This is a genomic window from Ensifer sp. LC163 (assembly GCF_001695855.1).
Classification (GTDB): Bacteria; Pseudomonadota; Alphaproteobacteria; order Rhizobiales; family Rhizobiaceae; genus Ensifer.
The window spans coordinates 475,557-496,186 of record NZ_MBSS01000012.1 but is presented as its reverse complement, the minus strand read 5'-3'; the positions used below and the strand labels follow the sequence as shown (position 1 = coordinate 496,186).

Annotated in this window: 19 protein-coding genes; 8 read left to right on the top strand and 11 right to left on the bottom strand. The window is 62.6% G+C overall.

Going from position 1 to position 20,630, the window contains the following annotated elements; translation table 11 throughout:
* Positions 1 to 414: 414 nt before the first annotated feature.
* The 5 genes from BC360_RS12340 to BC360_RS30735 all read right to left on the bottom strand — a co-directional run bounded on the left by BC360_RS12340 (position 415) and on the right by BC360_RS30735 (position 6,188).
* Positions 415 to 606 carry a hypothetical protein gene (locus tag BC360_RS12340; protein ID WP_065782371.1) on the bottom strand — a complete coding sequence of 64 codons (192 nt, stop codon included), beginning with the start codon at positions 604 to 606 and terminating at the stop codon, positions 415 to 417.
* A gap of 151 nt (positions 607 to 757) precedes the next feature.
* Complete coding sequence (cysN, locus tag BC360_RS12335) at positions 758 to 2,263, bottom strand: sulfate adenylyltransferase subunit CysN (protein WP_065782369.1); 1,506 nt, start codon at positions 2,261 to 2,263, stop codon at positions 758 to 760.
* A complete protein-coding gene (cysD, locus tag BC360_RS12330) occupies positions 2,263 to 3,216 on the bottom strand; it encodes a sulfate adenylyltransferase subunit CysD (protein WP_065795384.1) in 954 nt (317 codons plus the stop codon). The genes cysN and cysD overlap by 1 nt, the downstream gene beginning before the upstream one ends.
* Before the next feature lie 46 nt (positions 3,217 to 3,262).
* The gene (locus BC360_RS12325; protein WP_065795383.1) at positions 3,263 to 4,018 is read right to left on the bottom strand and encodes a phosphoadenylyl-sulfate reductase; all 756 of its coding nucleotides are present in this window, start codon (positions 4,016 to 4,018) and stop codon (positions 3,263 to 3,265) included.
* 259 nt (positions 4,019 to 4,277) lie between these two features.
* Positions 4,278 to 6,188, bottom strand: coding sequence for a methyl-accepting chemotaxis protein (locus BC360_RS30735; protein WP_083222525.1), 1,911 nt, complete (start codon positions 6,186 to 6,188; stop codon positions 4,278 to 4,280).
* A 393-nt stretch (positions 6,189 to 6,581) separates the two neighbouring features.
* Between BC360_RS30735 and BC360_RS12315 the strand changes: the two genes are divergently transcribed.
* On the top strand, positions 6,582 to 6,971 hold the full coding sequence (locus BC360_RS12315; protein WP_065782433.1) for a DUF6152 family protein: 390 nt from the start codon (positions 6,582 to 6,584) through the stop codon (positions 6,969 to 6,971).
* Complete coding sequence (locus BC360_RS12310) at positions 6,968 to 7,447, top strand: DUF2214 domain-containing protein (RefSeq protein ID WP_065795382.1); 480 nt, start codon at positions 6,968 to 6,970, stop codon at positions 7,445 to 7,447. The genes BC360_RS12315 and BC360_RS12310 overlap by 4 nt, the downstream gene beginning before the upstream one ends.
* A 132-nt stretch (positions 7,448 to 7,579) precedes the next feature.
* Here BC360_RS12310 and betA read toward each other — a convergent pair whose 3' ends face one another.
* From betA to betI, 4 genes are all read right to left on the bottom strand, one after another.
* Positions 7,580 to 9,229 carry a choline dehydrogenase gene (gene betA / locus BC360_RS12305; RefSeq protein ID WP_065795381.1) on the bottom strand — a complete coding sequence of 550 codons (1,650 nt, stop codon included), beginning with the start codon at positions 9,227 to 9,229 and terminating at the stop codon, positions 7,580 to 7,582.
* Between the two features lie 197 nt (positions 9,230 to 9,426).
* Positions 9,427 to 10,890: a betaine-aldehyde dehydrogenase gene (gene betB, locus BC360_RS12300; protein ID WP_065795380.1), complete on the bottom strand. Its 1,464-nt coding sequence runs from the start codon at positions 10,888 to 10,890 to the stop codon at positions 9,427 to 9,429.
* A gap of 1 nt (position 10,891) precedes the next feature.
* Complete coding sequence (gene betC, locus BC360_RS12295; RefSeq protein ID WP_065795379.1) at positions 10,892 to 12,427, bottom strand: choline-sulfatase; 1,536 nt, start codon at positions 12,425 to 12,427, stop codon at positions 10,892 to 10,894.
* The gene (gene betI, locus BC360_RS12290) at positions 12,424 to 13,026 is read right to left on the bottom strand and encodes a transcriptional regulator BetI (RefSeq protein ID WP_065795378.1); all 603 of its coding nucleotides are present in this window, start codon (positions 13,024 to 13,026) and stop codon (positions 12,424 to 12,426) included. Before betI ends, betC begins: the two co-directional genes overlap by 4 nt.
* A 145-nt stretch (positions 13,027 to 13,171) precedes the next feature.
* Between betI and BC360_RS12285 the strand changes: the two genes are divergently transcribed.
* The gene (locus BC360_RS12285; protein ID WP_065782357.1) at positions 13,172 to 13,720 is read left to right on the top strand and encodes an HdeD family acid-resistance protein; all 549 of its coding nucleotides are present in this window, start codon (positions 13,172 to 13,174) and stop codon (positions 13,718 to 13,720) included.
* 4 nt (positions 13,721 to 13,724) lie between these two features.
* On the opposite strand, the gene BC360_RS12280 is transcribed toward BC360_RS12285, so the two are convergent.
* Positions 13,725 to 14,306, bottom strand: coding sequence for a TetR/AcrR family transcriptional regulator (locus BC360_RS12280; protein WP_065795377.1), 582 nt, complete (start codon positions 14,304 to 14,306; stop codon positions 13,725 to 13,727).
* An 84-nt stretch (positions 14,307 to 14,390) separates the two neighbouring features.
* On the opposite strand from BC360_RS12280, the gene BC360_RS12275 reads away from it, so the two are divergent.
* The 4 genes from BC360_RS12275 to BC360_RS12260 all read left to right on the top strand — a co-directional run bounded on the left by BC360_RS12275 (position 14,391) and on the right by BC360_RS12260 (position 18,387).
* A complete protein-coding gene (locus BC360_RS12275) occupies positions 14,391 to 14,792 on the top strand; it encodes a hypothetical protein (protein ID WP_065795376.1) in 402 nt (133 codons plus the stop codon).
* 34 nt (positions 14,793 to 14,826) lie between these two features.
* The gene (locus tag BC360_RS12270; RefSeq protein WP_065795375.1) at positions 14,827 to 15,264 is read left to right on the top strand and encodes a DUF3995 domain-containing protein; all 438 of its coding nucleotides are present in this window, start codon (positions 14,827 to 14,829) and stop codon (positions 15,262 to 15,264) included.
* Between the two features lie 200 nt (positions 15,265 to 15,464).
* On the top strand, positions 15,465 to 17,261 hold the full coding sequence (locus tag BC360_RS12265; protein ID WP_065795582.1) for a GGDEF domain-containing protein: 1,797 nt from the start codon (positions 15,465 to 15,467) through the stop codon (positions 17,259 to 17,261).
* Positions 17,262 to 17,376: 115 nt separating this feature from the next.
* On the top strand, positions 17,377 to 18,387 hold the full coding sequence (locus BC360_RS12260; RefSeq protein WP_065795374.1) for an NAD(P)H-quinone oxidoreductase: 1,011 nt from the start codon (positions 17,377 to 17,379) through the stop codon (positions 18,385 to 18,387).
* Between the two features lie 369 nt (positions 18,388 to 18,756).
* Here the strand turns inward: BC360_RS12260 and BC360_RS12255 are convergent, their stop codons facing one another.
* Positions 18,757 to 19,494: a DUF3750 domain-containing protein gene (locus BC360_RS12255; RefSeq protein WP_065782347.1), complete on the bottom strand. Its 738-nt coding sequence runs from the start codon at positions 19,492 to 19,494 to the stop codon at positions 18,757 to 18,759.
* Between the two features lie 72 nt (positions 19,495 to 19,566).
* On the opposite strand from BC360_RS12255, the gene BC360_RS12250 reads away from it, so the two are divergent.
* Positions 19,567 to 20,574 carry an asparaginase gene (locus tag BC360_RS12250; protein ID WP_065782345.1) on the top strand — a complete coding sequence of 336 codons (1,008 nt, stop codon included), beginning with the start codon at positions 19,567 to 19,569 and terminating at the stop codon, positions 20,572 to 20,574.
* Positions 20,575 to 20,630: the final 56 nt, after the last annotated feature.

The window sequence follows — 20,630 nt, the reverse complement described above, 5'->3', positions numbered from 1 at the left end:
CGTAGGGGAAGCGCATGTGCGCCCAACGCGTTACGCTCCGTTATTGTTCAATTTGAAACGGCCTGTTCACTGGGTGATGTCTTATCGGGGTGAACAATAAAGGCGATATTGCATTCAACAATCGTTCTCCCCGTGAGGCTCAGATGTTGAAGGAACCGATATTCACATTTCGCGAGATCGCCATATGGTCTGCTATCCTTGGCAGCGTGGTCGGCTACCAGCTTTGGCAGCACGCAGATCCCGCTCCGCTGACGATGGTGCTTCCGAGCATCGAGCAGCGGTCGTGATTTACTGCATTATTCCTTAAATCGAAATCGATTTAAGCGGAAAATTATGCAGCAAGATCAAAGTTCTACAGTGCTGCGCGTCATATCTGGCGCGCAGCACTGTAAAGGCATTTCGGCGCAGGTGATGTTACTCCTCCGGCATTCCGTTACGCCGCGCGGCCTGCAGCAACTCGATCTCGCCGGCCGTGGGGCCAAACTGGCTCTGAAGCCGTTCTGTCTCCTCCGCGTCGAGCCGATACTTTCGTGCGAAGGCCTCGATCGTCACGGCGCGCCCAAGAAAGCCTCGGCGCGGCACCTCTTCCCGTTCATGGTCCAGCATCGTGGCTGCTCCTCCTTCCCGGTCCTTGCGAAATAGCGCGGCAGGCTGTTTCGGAAAGATGCGTCGGAGTAATTTGGCGAGGGGTCGAATAGAGATGCAGAAACGGAAAAGGGCCCGAAGGGGCCCTTTTCTGATCTTGGTTGACCGGGGGTCAGCCGTCGATCGTGTCGATGATCTCGCTCGCCTTGCCGGCGCTGACGCGACGCACTTCGGCGTCCTCGCGACGACCTGCAAACAGTTCGGTCGCCATCAGCTGATCGGCGAGATCGGCCGGCAGCGACAGGATCACGCGGGCGTCTTCCGTATGGATGCCGCCGAGCGCTGAGCGCTTGGCCGTGATCATGCCGCCGGCCACCGTGTTGTTGGTGTCGGGGTCGATCAGGATGAAGGCGCCCGTCGTCCGGTTCTGCTCGTAGGGATCGAAAATCGCCTGTTCGTCGAAGGCAAGGTGAACCTTGCCGATCGCGTTCATCGACAACTGCTCGGCGTGTTCCCATTTGCCCGTCTTCAGGTCCAGCTGGCTTGCCGGCTGCACCTGGACACGCTGGCGGCGGCTGCCGCTCTTCAGCCAGTAGCGCTTGCCCGGCTGGATGCCGTCCGGCTGCAGCGCAACGATCTGCGCGTCGAAGGCAAGGCCCGTCAGCGGCTGGCTGTCGATGGCGACGATCATGTCGCCGCGCGAAACGTCGACCTGGCGGTCGAGCACCAGCGTGATGGCATCGCCGGCAACCGCCGCGTTGCGCACGAGGTCGAAGGTAACGATCTTGGTGACGTTGGCGACCATGCCCGAGGGCAGGATCACCACGCTGTCGCCCGGCTTGACCGAGCCGCCGGCAACCGTTCCCTGGTAGCCGCGGAAGCTTTCGCCCGGGCGCGAGACGCGCTGCACCGGCAGGCGGAAGCCGACGGTCTGGGCGGAGCGTGTCGTCGCCAGCTCAAGCACCTCGACCAGTGTCGGGCCATCGTACCAGGGCATCGAAGCGCGGCCGTCATAAACGACGTTCTCGCCCTTCAGCGCCGAAAGCGGAATTGCCGTCACCTGGCGCACGCCGAGCGACAGCGCCAGTTCGCGAAACTCGTGACTGATCTGCTCGAACCGGGCGCGGTCGTAGTCCGTCAGATCGATCTTGTTGACCGCCAGAACGAACTGCTTGATGCCCATCAGGGTCGCGATCGTGGCGTGCCGCCGGGTCTGTTCGAGCAGGCCGACGCGGGCGTCGACCAGCAACACCGCGAGGTCGGCCGTTGAGGCGCCGGTTGCCATGTTGCGCGTGTACTGCTCGTGGCCGGGCGTGTCGGCGACGATGAAGGAGCGCTTGTCAGTGGAGAAATAGCGATAGGCGACGTCGATGGTGATGCCCTGTTCGCGCTCGGCCTGGAGGCCGTCGAGCAGAAGTGCAAAATCCGGCAGACCCAGATCGTTCTGCTTGCCGCTGGAATCACGCCGCAGCGTGGCCGCCTGGTCTTCCTTGACCGCCTTGGTGTCCCAAAGCAGCCGGCCGATCAGCGTCGATTTCCCGTCGTCGACCGAACCGCAGGTGATGAGGCGAAGGGGGCGGCTGTCGCGCGTTGCGCGTGCCGTTTCGGGGGCCGGAAACGCCAGAAGCTGGCCGGCTGCGTCATCCTGAACGGCATTCGCGGTTGCTGGTGCGGTCATCAGAAATATCCTTCGCGTTTCTTCTTTTCCATCGAGCCGGATTGGTCGCGGTCGATGGCGCGGCCCTGGCGTTCGGATACGGTCGCGGTTTCAAGTTCGGAGATGATGTCGTCGAGCGACGTGGCGCCGGAGCGGATGGCGCCGGTCAGCGGGAAGCATCCGAGCGTGCGGAAGCGGATCACTTCGTCGCGCTTGGTTTCACCCGGCAGCAGTTCGAGACGCTGATCTTCGGCAAGGATCATCATGCCGTCGCGCTCGACGACCGGGCGCTTCTTGGCGAAATAAAGCGGCACGATCGGAATGTCTTCGGCCTGGATGTAACGCCAGATGTCGACTTCGGTCCAGTTCGACAGCGGGAAGGCGCGCACGCTCTCGCCCTTGCGCACCATGCCGTTATAGACGTTCCAAAGCTCCGGGCGCTGGTTGCGCGGATCCCAGCGATGGTCGGGGGTGCGGAAGGAGTAGATGCGCTCCTTGGCGCGCGAGGCCTCTTCGTCGCGGCGCGCGCCGCCGAAGGCAGCGTCGTACTGGCCGGCGTCGAGCGCCTGGCGCAGCGCCTCGGTCTTCATGATGTCGGTATAGAGCGCCGAACCGTGGCTGAATGGCGTGACGCTCTCGGCGGCACCGCGCGGGTTGACGTGCTCGATCAGGTCGAGGTCGTAGCGCTTCACGATCTCGTCGCGAAACGCGATCATCTCGGCAAATTTCCAGCCGGTGTTGACGTGCAGCAGCGGAAAGGGGACGCGGCCGGGATAGAAGGCCTTGCGTGCCAGATGCAGCAGCACCGAGGAATCCTTGCCGATCGAATAAAGCATCACCGGCCTCTCGAACTCGGCGGCCACTTCGCGGAAGATGTGGATCGCTTCGTTTTCGAGCGCCTTCAGATGCGGGTCAAGCGGCGGCTTGGTGCTCTGCGGATTGTGCAGTTCCGTTTCCGGATGGGTATGAGGCATTTCAGTCTCCGGGAGGATCTTTGTCTTGGGAGGAGCGCGCCAGCCCTCAGGCGGCGCTGCTCGAAGTCGGGATGGTGGAGCTGGCAGTCTCCGGGACGTGAAGCCCGCATTCGCGCTTCTCGTCGTTTTCCCACCACCAGCGGCCGGCCCGTTCGGGCTCGCCCGGCTTGATGGCGCGGGTACAGGGCTCGCAGCCGATCGAGGGGTAACCGCGCGCATGCAGCGGGTTTACCGGGACCGCGTTGGCGGCGACGTAGGTGCGAATGGTTTCGATGTCCCAGTCGGCCAGCGGATTGATCTTGATCAGGCCGCGCTCAGTATCCGCTTCGGCAAAGGGGGTCGCTGCCCGGTTGCCGGACTGGCCGCGGCGAAGTCCCGTCACCCAGTAGCTGGCACCCTCGAGTGCGCGCGCAAGCGGCTTCAGCTTGCGCACGTCACAACAGGCATGCCTGGCCTCGACGCTGTCGTAAAAGCCGTTGAGGCCATACTGCGCCGCATAGGCGTCGACGTCGGCCTTTTCCGGATGGTAACGCTTGATCAGGATGCCGTAGGTCTCTTCCGTCTCGTCGATCAGCGCCACGGTCTCATTGAAGAGGCGACCGGTTTGAAGCGTGGCAACATCGACCGCCAGCTTGTTCTTGCCGATGACGGCCGTGATCACCTGATCTTCGATGCCGAGCGACGTCGTAAAGACGGTGCGACCTTCAAGGCCGGCAACGAGCGCCAGACGCCCTGCGAGATCCAGGCGTTCAAGCGCTTCGTTCAGAGCTTTTGCGGTGGCGTCGAGGGGTGACGTGGTCATGGCTGCGTCCTGTTCCAACTTCACCGGAATATCGCAGCCGCGTGTGACAAGGAACAGAAATAGCGGTTTCTAATGCTGCGCGTTTGGAGCAAATCTGCCTCTCAGATCGAAAAGCGGTGAAAAACACAAGATAAGCTAGTAAAATACTAGATTTTATACTTCAATTCGCGGTCGCTGATGTCCAGCCTTTGAGCCGCATCCGCTGTCATTTGCAGCTCTACCCCGGGGACGCGCTTGCTCGGCGCCCCCGGGGTAGCACTCAGAATTCGGTCCAGTTGGCGGCCTGCTGCACCTTGCCGCCGAAGGTGCCCGCCAGTTTACGGCCGAGAGCATGGACAGGGGAGTGCGCGGCCTCCCGCATGGTCGTGGTGGCTGTGACAGACGTGGGTGCCTGGCGCTCGCTGCCGGTCTTGAAGCGCATCAGCAGATCGTTGAGCGCACCGGCCTCGCGGGCGAGGCTGTGGCTTGCCGCCGTCGACTGCTCCACCATCGCCGCATTCTGCTGGGTGCCCTGGTCGATCGAATTGACGGCCGTGTTGATCTGCTGGATGCCGGCCGCCTGTTCGCGGGCGCTTTCGACGATGGCCGTCACATGCGCGCTGATTTCCTGCACCTCGGCAATGATGCCCTCAAGCGCCGCTCCGGTCTCGCGAACCAGGCTGACGCCGGATTTGACCTGGGCGCCGGAGGTGGCAATGAGGACCTTGATCTCCTTGGCGGCCTGCGCGGAGCGTTGGGCGAGTTCGCGCACCTCCTGCGCAACAACGGCAAACCCTTTGCCGGCCTCACCGGCGCGGGCCGCTTCGACGCCGGCATTGAGCGCCAGCAGGTTGGTCTGGAAGGCAATGTCGTCGATGACGCCGATGATGCCGGAGATCTCACGGGAGGAGGCCTCGATCCCGCTCATGGCGGTGACGGCATTGCCGACGATTTCGCCGGATTTTTCCGCCGCGCCGCGGGTTCTGGCCACCAGGCTTCCGGCCTCCTGCGCGCGCCGGCTGGCATCCGCCACGGTCGTTGCGATCTGGTCGAGTGCTGCGGCCGTCTCTTCGACGGAGGCCGCCTGCTGTTCGGTCCGTTTCGACAGGTCGCCTGCCGCCGAGCGGATCTCGCCGGCGCCGGCATTGATGCTGCGGGCGTTGTCGCCGACGGAGCGCAGGGCATCCTCGAGATTGGCGACCGAACTGTTGAAGTTGGTGCGAAGCGCGTCCAGCCGATCGGCAAGTGCTGCGCCGATGCGATAGGTAAGGTCGCCTTCGGCAAGGCGACCTAGGCCGAAGGCCAGCGCTTCGACGGCCGCCTGGACTTCTGCTGTTTCCCGGGCCTTTTGTGCCTCGCGCTGTTCGCGTTCGCGCTCCGAAAGCAAGCGGTTTGCCTCCGCTTCCTGCTCCAGTCTTTGCCGTTCAAGCCCGTTGTCGCGGAAGACGGCGACGGCGCCGGCCATCTGGCCGATCTCGTCCCGGCGCCCTTCACCTGATATCGCCGCCTTGAGATTGCCGGCGGCCAGCTGGCGCATGGCCTCGCGCAGGTTTGTCAACGGCCGGAAAAGGCCCGAGATGACGAACCACACCGTTGCCGCGAGTATTGCCAGTGCGAATCCGGCGATGACGGTTTGCCAGAGGGTCAGATTGTCCTTTTCGGCCTTGGCAGCCTTGAGTTCGTTGTTCGCTTCGGAAAGCTGCAGCTTGATCAACTCGCTGATCGGTACGGCGAGGGGATCGACCGCGGCGTAGAGCCGGGTATCGACGAAGCGCTCGAGTTCCGCCTTGTCCTGGCGATCCAGGATCTGCATGAGATCGCGGATCGAAGCATCGCTGGCCGCGCGAGCGCTGTCGAAGCTCTCCGCGAGCTCCTTCTCCTCAGGCGTCAATCTGGTCGCCTCGTAGGCGCGCCATTGCGTGTCTATAGTGGAAAGCGCAGCAGTGATCGCCTCCTTGCCCGCCGCCCAACCGAGGGCGGCGCTTCGCACCTTGTGGGTCGAATCGACGATTTCGACGGCATACATGTCCGACACCGTCTTCAACTGGTCGACCGGTACCAACCGATCGGCAACGATGGATTCCGTGCGTTTGGAAATCGAAGTCATCGCATTGAATGCCGTGACGATCATGACCAGCATGGCCACGGCGAGCAGCGACAAACACACGAGCAGGCGCGATTTGATTGTCATGGGAACGCTCTTCGGTTGCCCGCAAGGCAAATTCGTCCGCGTCCGATGACTGCGGACGCGCCGCGAGGACATCAGTTGGCGTGCTTGCCTTGGCAAGGGAGATGACGATGGTCCGATGGAGCACGCAAAAACATGCAGCAAATTGCCGTCATGGCACATTCGCCAAGCGTTCGCTCCGTCTCATATAGACATAACAACCGGAGATTAAAAATGGCTAAATTTTAAGCTGCTGAACAAGAATAATGCAACCTTCAGTTCGAGAGCTGCGGAAAATGACGGCGCGTCAATTGTCTGATGACCGGGGTTGCTCAAGAATTGTTGAATGGCAGACGCTTTCCCATCCGGCGCTTCGAGTTCAATCTGCGGGCTCCAAGGCAAATGAAGGAGTGGAAGATGTTCGCGTCCTTTCCTCGCCGCGCTTTTGCCGGAAGCATGGTTGCAATGCTTCTGGTCACTGGCGCCTATGCCCATCACGGGTGGTCCTGGGCCGAGGCGGACCAGATCGAACTTGCCGGCACGATCCGCGAGATTTCGATGGCGCCGCCACATCCAACGCTTCAGGTCGAAACCGAAAAGGACGGGCTCTGGCGCGTCGAGCTGGGCAATCCCAGACAGACGGAGCGGTCCGGCTTTGTCGAAGGTGTCGCCAAGGTCGGCGATCGGATCGTGGCTCTCGGCAATCGCTCGCTCGATCCGAACGAGAAGCGCATGAAGGCGGTTCGCGTCACGGTGGCCGGCAAGACATTCGACATCTATCCGGACCGTATCCGGACCGGTGGATGAGCGCGGCGGAGCTGCTGGAGTGGCTCGCCGCCTGGCCCGTAGCTTCGGCCATGCGGCGATCTGCGACCTTCTACCTCGTCGTCAACGCGACCCATATTCTGGCGATTGGCCTTCTGGTTGGCGCGATCGTGCCTCTGGATCTGCGGCTGCTCGGTTTCTTCGGCAACACGTCGCTTGAGGTGCTCGCGCCGTTTCTTTCGCGCGCAGCCGCGGTCGGTCTGGCCCTGGCGATCGTGACCGGTTTCTGCCTCTTCAGCGTGCGGCCGTCGGCCTATGTCACGAATGCTGCCTTCCTCGCAAAGATTGGTCTGCTTGGGATCGGCGCCGCCAACGCCGCCAGTGTGCATATGGGCGGCGCCTGGCGGGCCGTCGCGCGCGGCGGCCCGGTGGCAAACTCTGTCCGGCTGTCAGCCGGCGTCTCCCTCATCGTGTGGCCGAGCGCGGTTCTGGCCGGGCGCTGGATCGGCTTCCTCTGAAACTGCCGCTGGCCGTCGTCTGCACCTCGATGTTCTGCAATCACGCGTCCTTGCTCTGCCGGTCCCACCATGTACCAACGGCAGCCCGGCGTCTTCCGATCGTCGTCAAGCTGGCGGGGCTATCAGGCGACTCTATCTGTCGCTGACCTGCCAGCGCGGGTTGATCCACGGTTCCTGGTTCGATCGGGCGAGGGGTTGCTTGCCGAGAATGTGGTCGGCCGCCTTTTCGCCGGTCATGATCGAGGGGCTGTTCAAGTTGCCGTAGGTCACGTGCGGGAAGATCGAGCTATCGGCGACGCGAAGGCCGTCGACGCCGATGACACGGGTTTCCGGATCGACGACCGCCATCGGATCGTCCTTCGCGCCCATCTTGCAGGTGCCGCAGGGATGGTAGGCGCTTTCGAGATGCTCGCGCAGGAATTCGTCGATCTGGTCGTCGCTCTGGACATTTTCACCCGGCTGGATTTCCGGGCCGCGATAGTGATCGAAGGCCTTCTGGCCGAAGATCTCGCGGGTGAGGCGCACGCAGTGACGGAACTTCTCCCAGTCCTCCGGGTGGCTCATATAGTTGAAGCGGATGGCCGGATCGACCATCGGGTCGGAGGAGCGCAGCGTGACGTTGCCGCGCGACTTCGAGAGATTGTAGCCGACATGCACCTGGAAACCGTGCGTGTTGGCGGCCGCCTTGCCGTCATAGCTGATCGCCACCGGCAGGAAATGGTACTGGATATCCGGTTGCTTGACGCCGGGTGCGGAGCGCAGGAAGGCGCAGGCCTCGAACTGGTTGGAGATGCCGAGGCCCTTCTTGAAGATCAGCCACTGCGCGCCGGCGACCCCCTGCCAGAACCAGGGCAGCCAGGAATAGAGCGAGACGGGCTTGGTCGAGATCTGCTGGAAGTAGAATTCCATATGGTCCTGCAGGTTCTGCCCGACGCCCGGTCGGTCGACCTTGACCTCTATACCCATGTCCTTCAAGTGCTGGGCCGGGCCGATGCCGGAGAGCATCAGGAGCTTCGGCGAGTTGAACGACGAAGCCGAGACGATCACCTCGCGATTCGCCTTGACGATCTCGATCTTGCCGCCGCGCTCGATCTCGACGCCGGTCGCCCGGCCGTTCTCGATGATGATGCGGCGGGCGAAACAGCGCGTGAGCGAGACGTTCCGGCGTTTGAGCGCCGGCTTCAGATAGGCGTTGGCCGCCGACCAGCGCCGGCCCTGCCAGACGGTCTGCTCCATCAGCCCGAAGCCTTCCTGCTTCGAACCGTTGTAGTCGTCGGTAAGTTCGAAGCCCGCCTGCTTGCCCGCTTCGATGAAGGCGTGGAACAGCGGGTTGTGAACCGGGCCGCGCTTGACGTGCAGCGGCCCGTCAGTGCCGCGCCAGCCGGCCTCGCCGCCATGCGAATGTTCCATGCGCTTGAAATAGGGAAGGACGTCCGCATAGGCCCAGCCGCGCGCGCCGAGTTCCTCCCAGCGGTTGAAGTCTTCCGCATGGCCGCGCACATAGACGAGGCCGTTGATCGACGACGAGCCGCCGATCACCTTGCCGCGCGGCGCGGTGATGCGCCGGTTGTTGAGGTTCGCCTCTGGTTCGGACAGATAGCCCCAGTTGTAACGCTTCATGCTCATCGGCCAGGCAAGTGCCGCCGGCATCTGGATGAAGGGGCCGATATCCGATCCACCGAACTCCAGCACCAGCACCGTGTGCTTGCCGTCTTCGGAGAGGCGGTAGGCGAGCGCCGAACCGGCGGAGCCGGAGCCGATGATGATGTAATCTGCCTGCATAAGCGTGGTCTTTCTTCTAGCTGAATGCCCTCGGCATGCCCCTCATCCGGCTGCCGCCACCTTCTCCCCGCGTGCGGGGAGAAGGGACTTTGTAGTCACGCCCGTTCCCTCTCTGGCGTCCCGGCCGGGCGTATCGATCGGCCACGTCCCCTCTCCCCGCGCGCGGGGAGAGGGCTAGGGTGAGGGGCAGCCCTGTCTCAATACGGCGCCTGCACCGGGCTCATGCCGACATAGACGGTCTTCAATTCGCTATAGTGGTTGAGCGCAGCCACGGAATTCTCGCGTCCGAAGCCGGATTGCTTCGAGCCGCCAAAGGGAATTTCGACAGGAGCGAGGTTATAGGTATTGATCCACAGCGTGCCGGCTTCGAGTTGGTCGACCACACGGTGGGCGCGGGTGATGTCGGCGGTGAAGACGCCGGCCGACAGGCCGAACTCGGTGGCATTGGCGCGCGCGACGACGTCCGCCTCGTCTTCGAAGTCGAGTACGCACATGACGGGGCCGAAGATTTCTTCGCGCGCGATGGTCATGTCGTCGGTGACGTCGGCAAAGACCGTCGGCTGGATATAGGTGCCGTCGGCGCTGACCGCATTCGGAATGCCGCCGCCGGTGACGAGACGCGCACCCTCTGACTTGCCCTTTTCGATATAGGAGAAGACCTTGTCGCGTTGCGCTCCTGACACCATCGGACCGAGCTGGGTTGCCTCGTCCATCGGATCGCCGATGACGATCGCTTCGGTGCGCGCCTTAAGGCGATCAAGGAATTGATCCTTGATGCCCTTCTGCACGAAAACGCGGGTGCCATTCGAGCAGACCTGGCCGGTGGAATAGAAGTTACCGAGCATGGCGCCGCCGATGGCGCTTTCGAGGTCGGCGTCGTCGAAGACGATCAGCGGCGACTTGCCGCCAAGCTCCATCGTCACGTGGCGAAGGCCGGCAGCGGCGGCCTCGTAGACCTTGCGGCCGGTCGGCACCGAGCCGGTAAGCGAGACCTTGGCGACGTCAGGGTGATTGACGAGCAGCGGACCGGTCGTCCGATCGCCCTGGATGACGTTGTAGAGACCCTTGGGAAGACCGGCCTCGATCAGGATCTCGGCGATCTTCAGGGCGCCGAGCGGGGTGTTTTCCGATGGCTTGAAGACCATGGCATTGCCGGCAGCAAGCGCCGGTGCGCCCTTCCAGCAGGCGATCTGCTGCGGATAGTTCCAGGCGCCGATACCGACGCAGACGCCGAGGGCCACCCGCTTGGTATAGGCGAAGTCGCCGCCGAGCGGGATGTAGTCGCCGTTGAGCGCGGTGGCGATGACGCCGCCGAAGAACTCGAACGAGTCGGCGCCTGAGGTTGGGTCGGCGACGATGGTCTCCTGGATCGGCTTGCCGGTGTCGAGCGTCTCAAGCTCGGAAAGCTCGCGGTTGCGCTCGCGCATGATCTCGGCGGCACGCTTCAAGATGCGACCACGGGCGGTCGGGCTCATGGCGGCCCACTCCGGCTGTGCGCGCTTGGCAGCGGCGATCGCCCTTTCGACGATGGCGGGCGTTGCCGCGTGCAGCCGGGCGATCACCTCGCCGGTTGCCGGATAGATGCTCTCGATGACGGTGCCGGCGATGTCCTCGACATACTCGCCGTCGATGAAGTGCGAGGCTTGCGGTTGGGCTCTCATGTCATTCTCCCCGCGGATAGCGTTTCGATTCCTCGAGATTGTCGAGGTTCATGTGGTTGCGCATGTAGCGCTCGGATGCCTTTTGCAGCGGCTGGTGGTCCCACGGATAGTAGGCGCCGTTCCGCAGCGCCTCGTAGACCACCCAGCGCCGTGCCTGGTTTTCACGCACGGCGGCATCGAAGGCCTCCATGTCCCAGTGGGCGGCGCACATGTCGCGAAACGCATTGAGCGTCGCCGCCAGCACCGGCGTTTCTGGGCTAGCGGCCAGGTTCTTCAGCTCCAGCGGATCGGTTTCGAGATCATAGAGCTGATCCGGGTCGAGCGCGCAGTGGATAAATTTCCATTTCCCCTCGCGAATGGCGACCAGTGGCGCGTAGGAGGCTTCCGCCGCATACTCCATCAACACCGGTTCCGAGCGCTCCTCGCCGTTGATGACAGGCACGAGGCTGATGCCGTCCGTCCAGGGCTTCACCTCGTCCATCGAGATGCCGGCAAGGTCGCAAAGCGACGGCGTCACGTCGAGGTTCGATGTCGGTGCCAAGTGCAGGCCGGGCGCGACGCCGGGGCCGGCGACCATCAGGGGCACGCGCGCCGAGCCTTCGAAGAAGTTCATCTTGAACCACAGGCCGCGCTCGCCGAGCATGTCGCCATGGTCTGAGCAGAAGAGGATCAGCGTGTTGTCGAGCATCCGGGTGCGCGTCAGCGTGTCAATGAGTTCGCCGACCTTCTCGTCGAGGTAGGAAATATTGGCGAAATAGGCGCGACGCGAGCGGCGGATGTTGTCTTCCGTGAGGTCGAAATTGACGTAGTCACAGGAATGCATGATGCGTTTGGAATGCGGGTCCTGCTCTTCGTCCGGCAACATGCCGACTTCGGGGAGCAGATGCTCGCAATTTTCGTACAGGTCCCAAAATATCTTGCGTGCGACATAGGGGTCGTGCGGGTGAGTGAAGGACACGGTCAGGCACCAGGGGCGGCGGCTGTCATCGTCGTTCTCGCGCGACAGCTGGTAGAGCTTCTGGTTGGCGAGGAAGGCGACCTCGTCGTCATACTCCATCTGGTTGGTGATCTCGGCAACGCCGGCGCCTGTGACCGATCCGAGATTGTGGTACCACCAGTCGATGCGCTCGCCCGGCTTGCGATAATCCGGCGTCCAGCCGAAATCGGCGGGATAGATGTCGGTGGTCAGGCGCTCCTCGAAGCCGTGCAATTGGTCCGGGCCGACGAAATGCATCTTGCCCGACAGCGCCGTGTAATAGCCGGCGCGGCGCAGATGGTGCGCGTAAGTCGGGATCGAGGACTGGTATTCGGCGGCATTGTCGTAGACGCGGGTGCGGCTCGGCAACTGACCGGCCATGAACGAGGCGCGGGCCGGCGCGCAGAGCGGCGACGAGGTGTAGTTGTTGCGAAAGCGGGCGGAGCGGGCGGCAAGGTTCTTCAGGTTCGGCGCATGCAGGAATTCCGCCGGGCCGTCGGGAAAGAGCTTTCCGTTCAGCTGATCGACCATGATGATCAGGATATTCGGTCTGGCGGTCATATGGCCCGTCCTTGGCGGTGGAGCTGGTCAAGATGCGAGGTGACGTAGTCTTCCGTCAACGCGATCGAGGCCTCGATGCCGATCGGCGCGGAGCGCAGACTCTGGCGGATGTAGAGCCCGTCGATCATCGCAGCTGCGCCTTCCGCGATGCGTTCCGCGTCATCGACAGGGCAAAGCGCCTTGAGGCTCGCCATCAGGTTGGAGCGTAGCCGGCGGGCATAGACGACGAGGAAGCGGCGCACGTCTTCTGAGCGCTGCGCTTCGGAATAGAAGGCAAGCCACGCGGCGATGGTATCGGGCGCAAACTGGCTTGCCTGGAACGAGACGCGGATCAATGCGCTAAGCTTCTCGCGCGGTGTTGCCGCTACGCTCAGCGCCGTCACCGTGTCGTCGCGCAGCTGTCTTAGAAGGCTGCGGACTGTCTCGATCAGCAATTGCTCCTTGCTGCCGAAATAGTGATGGGCAAGCGCCGGGGAGACGCCGGCACTGCGGGCAATCTCGGACATGGTGACGGCCAGCGTGCCCTGATCGCCGATCACGCGCAGCGCCGCATCCACCAGCGCCTTGCGACGCACGGGTTCCATTCCGACCTTGGGCATCCGTCTCTCCCTTGACGATGATCAGTTTATTTTTGATTGACTCATCAATCAATAAAAATATGCGATGTTTTCTCTTTCTTTTTGCAGAGAAATCCGGCTCAATCCGCTGGTAGCGTTCTGGATACTCGAAGGACTGGAGGTTGAAATGACCGATGCATTCGATCCGGCTGGCAAGGCGGCGGTTGCCGGCAAATGGGGATGGTTCGTCGCGCTCGGCGTGCTCTTGATCATGTGCGGCGGTCTTGCCTTCGGCAACCTGCTGATGGCGACGGTGGCCTCGGTCTATTATGTCGGGCTGATCATGCTGATCGGCGGCCTGTTCAATCTTGCCCATGCCTTCCAGGTCAAAGGCTGGGATAGCGTGCTCTATTGGGTGCTGAGCGGCGCCTGCTACGCCGTTGCCGGGCTTTTCGCCTTCATCAATCCGGTGCTGGCCTCGTCCGTCCTCACCTTCCTGATGGCCATCGCGCTGATCGTTGCCGGTTGCTTCCGCATCTGGGTCAGCTTCAAGCTGCGGCCGATCCAGGGCTGGGGATGGGTCGCGCTCGGCGGTCTGGTCACGCTCGCCGCCGGCCTGATCATTGCTGCCGGTTGGCCGGTCAACAGCCTGTGGATCCTCGGCCTGTTCCTGGCGGTCGATCTGGTGATGCAGGGACTGTCGCTGATCGCCTTCGGGGTTTTGGCGAAGGGCTGAGCCGCTAGGCTTGTGAGCTGTCGCCACCCTGGAGAAGTGCTGCCAGCAGCGCAAGCATGTCAGCGCGCAGATCGGCGAGCTCGCCTGAGGCGAGCGCCTCCAGCCCGATCAGGGCGCCATAGAGAATGTTTGCGCCGCTTCGGCTAAAGGCGGTGCAAAAGCCGCATCGCTCAAACAGTTCGGCGACATAGGCGAGCCGCCGCTGGTCGACCGCCTTGAGCGCCGCTGCAGCGGCGCTGTCGTAACGCGCCCATTCGCGGATTGCACCTTCCGTACGGACGCCACCATAGGCGAGGTTGCGATCGTCGGTGGCAGCCTCAACCAGCAGCCTCAGCTGTTCGCGCCCCGACCCGTCGTTCGCTTCGATAGCCGCGATGATCGCATCCGTGGCTTGGCTGGACCAATGCGCGAGCATCTGCGCCTTGAGATCCGGCACATCCTTGAAATGCCAGTAGAACGACCCCTTGCTGACCTTCAGGTCGCGCGCGATCGCTTCGGCCCTGATTGCCTGCACGCCTCCGCTCGACAGCGCACGGAAGGCCGCCTTGATCCAGTCATCACTCGAAAGTGAGGTTTTCGTCGCCATGTCGCATCCATACGCCACCGTATTGACTCACGCAACAGGTGTGCGTACATACGCTACCGTATGGTGAGTTTTGGAGATGAGACCATGAACCTTTGGCTCCTTTCGGCAGCGGCACTTTCATTTTTGACCACAGGCATTCATGTGCTGGCAGGTGGGCCCGACGTGCACGATCCGTTGCTTGCGGCTGACATTTCGCCCGTCCTCAAGGTCTATGTGTCGCTGCTTTGGCATGCGACGACCGCCGTCCTTGCCGTCTACAGCGTCGCCTTGCTTTGGGCATCGGCCGCCCACCGGCATCGGCAGGCGCTCGTCGGTGCCGTGGTGGCGCAGTATCTCGCCTATGCCGGCCTCTTTATCGGCTACGGGCTCGTCTATGTCGGCACCCTCTGGCAGACGCCGCAATGGATCGTGTTCCTGCTGATCTCCGCTCTGGCTCTGGTGGGGTCGCGTTCAACGCCTTTGAAGCTGCGCAAGTTGGCCGCGTGAGCGCAGCGGCCAGAACCTTGCGACGGAGGATAAGTTGGTATCACTTGTGTCTGCTTCGGCAATTTGCCTTGTTCTTTCGGTGATTGCCGTCCTTCACGCCTATTGGGCTTGGGGTGGCCTCTGGCCGGGTCACGATGAAGCGTCCCTGGCGAAAACCGTCGTCGGCGCCTCCGGCTTGGAAACCATGCCGCCCGCCGGCTTGACGGTGTTGGTCGCAATCCTGATCTTCGTTGCAGGCCTGTTGCCACTGATATTCGTTTCTGGTGTGCCATCGATCTTGCCGGCGAGCTTGGTGTGGATGGGAATGGTGCTGCTCGCCGCTATCTTTCTTGTCCGCGGCGTCCTTGCGTTCACACCGATTTTCCGTGGCCGCCATCCGCAGCAGCCTTTCGCCACTCTCGACCGGCGTTTCTATGGGCCTTTGTGCCTGGTTATCGGTATCGGCTATGTCCTCGTTCTTGCTCTCGCCTGAACCTGCAGCGACACATTATCCGCAGTTTCGAAAAATTAGATGAAACTGCTGATTTTATTAGAAAGTTCGACAGTGATCAGCGCGGGCGGAGCTGTCATATAGCTTTCATCAAAGCTTCATACAGGGGAAAGACTTCGTTGACTCTTGGCCGCCATCCTGTGGCCGTCCGATCGTCCGTTCTCAAGTTTCTGGAGCCCGGCATGTCCGCCGCCCCCGCCGAAATTCTCTCGCTTCGCCGGTTCGGCGACGACCAGATCGTAACGCTTGCAAAGCTTGTGATCGAAAGCGCCTTCCAGCCGATCGTCGAAGCGGCAACCGGTGCCGTCTTCGGCTACGAGTCGCTGATGCGCGGCTTTCAAAAGCTGGGCTTTGCCTCACCGCTGGAATTGCTCGACAAGGCCGAGGAGGCCGGCCAGCTTCTGGCGCTCGAGCATATGGTCAACAGCCGCGCCGTCGCCGCATTCGCGACGTTGCCGGAGTTCTCCACCCGCACGCTGTTCCTGAATTTCGATTCCCGCCTCGTCGGCGGCGAAAACACGATCGTCGAGCGCCTCGTCAACCACCTGAAACGCGCCAACATCGCGCCGTCCTCGCTGTGTTTCGAGCTGTCCGAGCGCTTCGACAGCGGCAAGATGCCGGATTTCTCTGCGCTCGTCCGCGAACTCCGGCTGGCCGGCTTCAAGCTGGCCATCGATGATTTCGGCGCCGGCTTCAACGGCCTCAAGCTGCTCTGCGATCAGCCCGTCGATTATGTGAAGATCGACCGGCACTTCATTTCCGGCATCGACGCCGATGCGCGCAAGCGCCACCTCGTTCGCCATACCGTCAACACCGCCCATGTGCTCGGCACCCGGGTCATCGCCGAAGGCGTCGAGACCGAGGCGGAGTTCCAGACCTGTCGCGATCTCGGCTGTGACCTCGTGCAGGGCTATTTCATCGCCCGGCCGACGACGCATCTGAGCGAGTTGCAGCCGGCCTATCCGCACCTGGCCGTGAATAGCGGCGGTCACCGGTCTTCAGCGACGCTCGACAGCATTCTTATCCGCAAGCAGATCGAACAGTTGCCGGCGGTGCGCGAAAGCGACGAGCTCGAATCCGTGTTCGATCTCTTCCGGCTCAACCCACGCCAGGCCTTCTTTCCGGTGCTCAACGCCAATGGTGAGCCGCGCGGCATTCTGCACGAATACCACCTCAAGGAGATGATCTATCATCCCTTCGGCCGCGATCTGCTCAAGAACCGGCTCTACCAGCGCCGCATCTCGCATTTCGCAAGCCCGGCACCGATCGCCGATCTCGATACGCCGGCCGACGAGATGTTGAAGATCTTTGCCGGCATGGACGGCAGCGACTGCGTGATCCTGACCGAGAATATGCGTTACGCCGGCATCCTGTCGGCATCCTCCCTCCTAAAGATCATCAACGAGAAGCAGCTGAAGACGGCGCAGGAGCAGAACCCGTTGACCGGGCTGCCCGGCAATCGCGCCATCCGCGACTACGTTCAGGACGCCATCCTCGACGGCGACCAGCCGCGTTATTTCTGCTACTGCGACTTCGACAATTTCAAGCCGTTCAACGATACCTACGGTTTCCAGAAAGGCGATCTGGCGATCTCGCTTTTCGCGGCATTGCTGCGGCGGCATTTCATCGGCGAAGAGAAGTTCCTCGGTCATGTCGGCGGCGACGATTTTTTTGTCGGCATCAGCGGCTGCACCGTCGATGAGCTGCAGATCGTTCTTCACCGTCTGCTTGACGATTTCGCCTCCGATGTCCGCCAGCTCTATCTGCCGGAGCATCAGGCAGAGGGGCGCATCAGCGGTCATGGCCGCGATGGCACGGCCAAGGATTTTCCGCTGATGCGCTGCTCGATCGCCGTTCTCGGGTTGCCGGAAGGCTTCGTCTTCTCCGATACCCAGGCCGTCAGCGCCCGCATCGCCGAGATCAAGTCTCGTGCCAAGACCAGCGCCAGCGGCCTTGTTCTGGAGGCACTGGGCGTCTGACCGCCCGGCGCCCAGTCGCTGACGGGCGGCGCGACGCAGCCAGGCTCTAGAATGGTCTTTTCGAGGAACGGGTACGGCGCTAGGTATGGCGCTTGAGAGTCCTTGAGGTAAAGCCATGTCCCTTCCCGTTGAAATGACCTTCATCGATCTTCCGTCCCCGGGCGGTGCGGAAAATATGGTGCTGTCGAAGGGGCCGTTGCCGACGCTCAAGCCGGGCGACATTCTGGTGCGCGTCGAAGCGGCAGGCATCAATCGGCCCGATGTGCTCCAGCGCAAGGGGGACTACCCGCCGCCGCCCGGTGCCAGCCCCATTCTCGGGCTGGAGGTTGCCGGCGAAGTGGTGGCGCTCGGCGAAGGGGCGCAAGGTTTTTCGATCGGCGACAAGGTCTGCGCGCTCGCCAACGGCGGCGGTTATGCCGAGTATGCGGCAGTGCCGGCGACGCAGGCGCTTGGCTGGCCGAAAGGTTATGACGCGGTGAAAGCGGCAGCGCTGCCGGAGACGTTTTTTACCGTCTGGGCCAATGTCTTCGACATGGCGGGGCTGAAGACCGGGGAGACGATCCTCATCCACGGCGGATCGAGCGGCATCGGCACGACGGCAATCCAGCTGGCAAAAGCGCTGGGCGCAGAGGTATTCGTTACCGCCGGCAGCACTGAGAAGTGCTGGGCCTGCGAGGCGCTCGGCGCGAAACGGGCGATCAACTATCGCGACGAGGACTTCAAGTCGGTCGTGCTTGAGGAAACCGGCGGCCGTGGCGTTGACGTCATCCTCGACATGGTTGGCGGCCGCTACTTCGACCGCAATATCGGTTCGCTTGCCAAGGATGGCCGGCTCTCGATCATCGCCTTTCTCGGCGGTACCAGGGTCGAGGCAGCCAACATCGCCCCGATCCTGTCGAAGCGCCTGCATGTCATGGGTTCGGCACTCCGCCCGCGCACCGCGGCGGAGAAGCAGGCCATCCGTGACGGGCTGCTGGCAACTGCCTGGCCCTTGCTCGAGGCGGGAAAAGTGGCTCCGGTCATCCACGCGGTGCTGCCGTTCGAGCGGGTGGCAGACGGACATCGGATGATGGAAGAGGGCGACCACATCGGCAAGATCGTCGTGACCACGCGAAATTCATCGTGAAGATGGCGTGAGCTACGACCTTCGTCGGCCTTGCAATATCAGGAAAAACACCTACCTTCGAACGATCGGTAACGAACAGGAAGGAAGGTGATCCAATGTCTAATGAGATTTCGGTCGTCGTGACAGGCATGGGAGAGGTGAACACGTCGAGGCAACCTTCGGCCTGATCCCCGCCTTCCTTCGGGTCCCAAGCCCGGGCCGGCCACTTGGCTAGAACTCATGGGAAGGGTCGCCTCGTGCGGCCCTTTTCGATTTTTACCCCGCCTGATTTTCTACAGCGCCGCGCGTCTTTTAAGACGCGCCAAGGTCGCTGTAACACTTTAAATTATGCATTAGCGTTCGCTGTCGCTCCATGATGACTGGCTCACGTCAAATACCGAAACGCCCGATCGCCGGAATCTTGATGCCCGGATTGGCGATATCGAAACCGGCGACGAGGCCGAAGAAATGCAGCTCCAGGCCGCTGCGCACCCCTGCGGAAATGCCCGCCAGGCCATAGAGCGTCGCATGCAGGTCGCGCCCATCAGCGTCGACCTGAAACAGTTTTCCCTCCGGCAGATAGTCACGCCCGACCGCATCCGGCGGCAACACCGCATCGAGTTCCGGCACCGAGCGCAGCACATGGGCAACGAAAGTATTGGAGTTCGGCCCCGGCCAGATCCGGTAGCCGCCGGCCGCGGAATAGGGATAGGCAGCGATCGCCGCTTCGATCTTCGGGATCAGTCTGCTTGCCTCAGCACCGCTGACGGTCGCGACCAGCCGCGGCTCGTTCGAATACCAGCGGGCGTCCGCCTGATAGGCGTTCCTGCGGATCGGCTTGCCCCAGCCGACCTTGTCGTAGCGATTATAGGCCTGGGCGCCCTTTTCCTTGGTGACGATCCAGGCGTGGCTCGCGACGGCACCTTTCATGCCGCCCGTCGTGGCGGAAAAGATGTAGACGGCCGCATCCGGGCTTTGCGCCGGCTTTGGCAGGATGCCCGCCGATGACCAATCGGCATCGCGCCAGCTCTCGGGGCGCTCCTTCACGTACCACCATCCGGCAGAGGCCAGAGCCGGCAAGAGGTAGATGACCAGAAAGGCGGCAACGAGCCTGCGGATGAATTTCATGAAAGTGCCGGTTTCCTGTTGTCCGATTCCTGCTAAATGCATGCACCAATCTAGGAAATTTGAGGGCAAGGCATGTCGAATCCCGTTCTCGTCGAAGTCACGCGCGGCAATCTGGTCGAAAGCCGTCACCGCGGCATGGTTGTTGCCGTCGACGGCGAAGGCCGGACGATCTTTTCGTTGGGCGATACCGACAGCGGTGTGTTCCCGCGATCGGCCTGCAAGGCGATGCAGGCGCTGCCGCTGATGGAAAGCGGCGCGGCCGATGCTTACGGCTTCGGCAACAAGGAACTGGCGCTCGCCTGCTCCTCCCATTCGGGCGAGCCGGAGCATGTCGCGCTTGCCACAAAGATGCTGGCTGCTGCCGGCCGCGACGTTTCGGCGCTCGAATGCGGCGCCCACTGGTCGTCCGACCAGAAGACGCTGATCGCTCAGGCCCGGTCGATGGAGGCGCCGAGCGCGCTTCACAACAATTGTTCCGGCAAGCATTCCGGCTTCATTTGCGCCTGCTGCCATTCCGGCACCGAGGTGAAGGGCTATGTCGGCTATGACCACCCGCTGCAGCAGGAAATCCGCGGTGCCATGGAGAGCCTCACCGGCGCGATCCTCGGCCGCGACAATTGCGGCGTCGATGGCTGCTCGATCCCGACCTATGCGGTGCCGCTCAAGGGCTTGGCACATGGCTTTGCCAAAATGGCGACCGGCGTCGGTCTCGCGCCGGAGCGCGCCCGGGCGTCGAAGCGGCTGGTCGAGGCCTGCATGGCCGAGCCCTTTTACGTCGCCGGCACGAAGCGCGGCTGCACCCGGCTGATGGAAACGGCACCTGGCCGGATCTTTGCCAAGACCGGCGCCGAAGGCGTGTTCTGCGCGGCGATCCCGGAAAAGGGCATCGCCATTGCCGTCAAGTGCGAAGATGGCGCCACCCGTGCCGCCGAGGCGATGGTCACCGCCACACTTGCCCGCTTCTTCCGGGACGAGCCTGATGTGCACGCGGCCCTGATGGCACAGGCGAACCACACGATGAAGAACTGGAACGGCATCCCGGTCGGCGACATCAGGGTGACGGAAGCCTTCACCGCCTGATATCATCGGAAGAACGCGCGGGCCGGAATCCGGCCCGCGCTTTTGAAGACGCTTGC

What these genes read in the sequence shown, in the direction of transcription:
- BC360_RS12340 (WP_065782371.1), bottom strand. Translation starts at nt 606, where the DNA reads ATGCTGGACCATGAACGGGAAGAGGTGCCGCGCCGAGGCTTTCTTGGG.
- cysN (WP_065782369.1), bottom strand. Translation starts at nt 2,263, where the DNA reads ATGACCGCACCAGCAACCGCGAATGCCGTTCAGGATGACGCAGCCGGC.
- cysD (WP_065795384.1), bottom strand. Translation starts at nt 3,216, where the DNA reads ATGCCTCATACCCATCCGGAAACGGAACTGCACAATCCGCAGAGCACC.
- BC360_RS12325 (WP_065795383.1), bottom strand. Translation starts at nt 4,018, where the DNA reads ATGACCACGTCACCCCTCGACGCCACCGCAAAAGCTCTGAACGAAGCG.
- BC360_RS30735 (WP_083222525.1), bottom strand. Translation starts at nt 6,188, where the DNA reads ATGACAATCAAATCGCGCCTGCTCGTGTGTTTGTCGCTGCTCGCCGTG.
- BC360_RS12315 (WP_065782433.1), top strand. Translation starts at nt 6,582, where the DNA reads ATGTTCGCGTCCTTTCCTCGCCGCGCTTTTGCCGGAAGCATGGTTGCA.
- BC360_RS12310 (WP_065795382.1), top strand. Translation starts at nt 6,968, where the DNA reads ATGAGCGCGGCGGAGCTGCTGGAGTGGCTCGCCGCCTGGCCCGTAGCT.
- betA (WP_065795381.1), bottom strand. Translation starts at nt 9,229, where the DNA reads ATGCAGGCAGATTACATCATCATCGGCTCCGGCTCCGCCGGTTCGGCG.
- betB (WP_065795380.1), bottom strand. Translation starts at nt 10,890, where the DNA reads ATGAGAGCCCAACCGCAAGCCTCGCACTTCATCGACGGCGAGTATGTC.
- betC (WP_065795379.1), bottom strand. Translation starts at nt 12,427, where the DNA reads ATGACCGCCAGACCGAATATCCTGATCATCATGGTCGATCAGCTGAAC.
- betI (WP_065795378.1), bottom strand. Translation starts at nt 13,026, where the DNA reads ATGCCCAAGGTCGGAATGGAACCCGTGCGTCGCAAGGCGCTGGTGGAT.
- BC360_RS12285 (WP_065782357.1), top strand. Translation starts at nt 13,172, where the DNA reads ATGACCGATGCATTCGATCCGGCTGGCAAGGCGGCGGTTGCCGGCAAA.
- BC360_RS12280 (WP_065795377.1), bottom strand. Translation starts at nt 14,306, where the DNA reads ATGGCGACGAAAACCTCACTTTCGAGTGATGACTGGATCAAGGCGGCC.
- BC360_RS12275 (WP_065795376.1), top strand. Translation starts at nt 14,391, where the DNA reads ATGAACCTTTGGCTCCTTTCGGCAGCGGCACTTTCATTTTTGACCACA.
- BC360_RS12265 (WP_065795582.1), top strand. Translation starts at nt 15,465, where the DNA reads ATGTCCGCCGCCCCCGCCGAAATTCTCTCGCTTCGCCGGTTCGGCGAC.
- BC360_RS12260 (WP_065795374.1), top strand. Translation starts at nt 17,377, where the DNA reads ATGTCCCTTCCCGTTGAAATGACCTTCATCGATCTTCCGTCCCCGGGC.
- BC360_RS12255 (WP_065782347.1), bottom strand. Translation starts at nt 19,494, where the DNA reads ATGAAATTCATCCGCAGGCTCGTTGCCGCCTTTCTGGTCATCTACCTC.
- BC360_RS12250 (WP_065782345.1), top strand. Translation starts at nt 19,567, where the DNA reads ATGTCGAATCCCGTTCTCGTCGAAGTCACGCGCGGCAATCTGGTCGAA.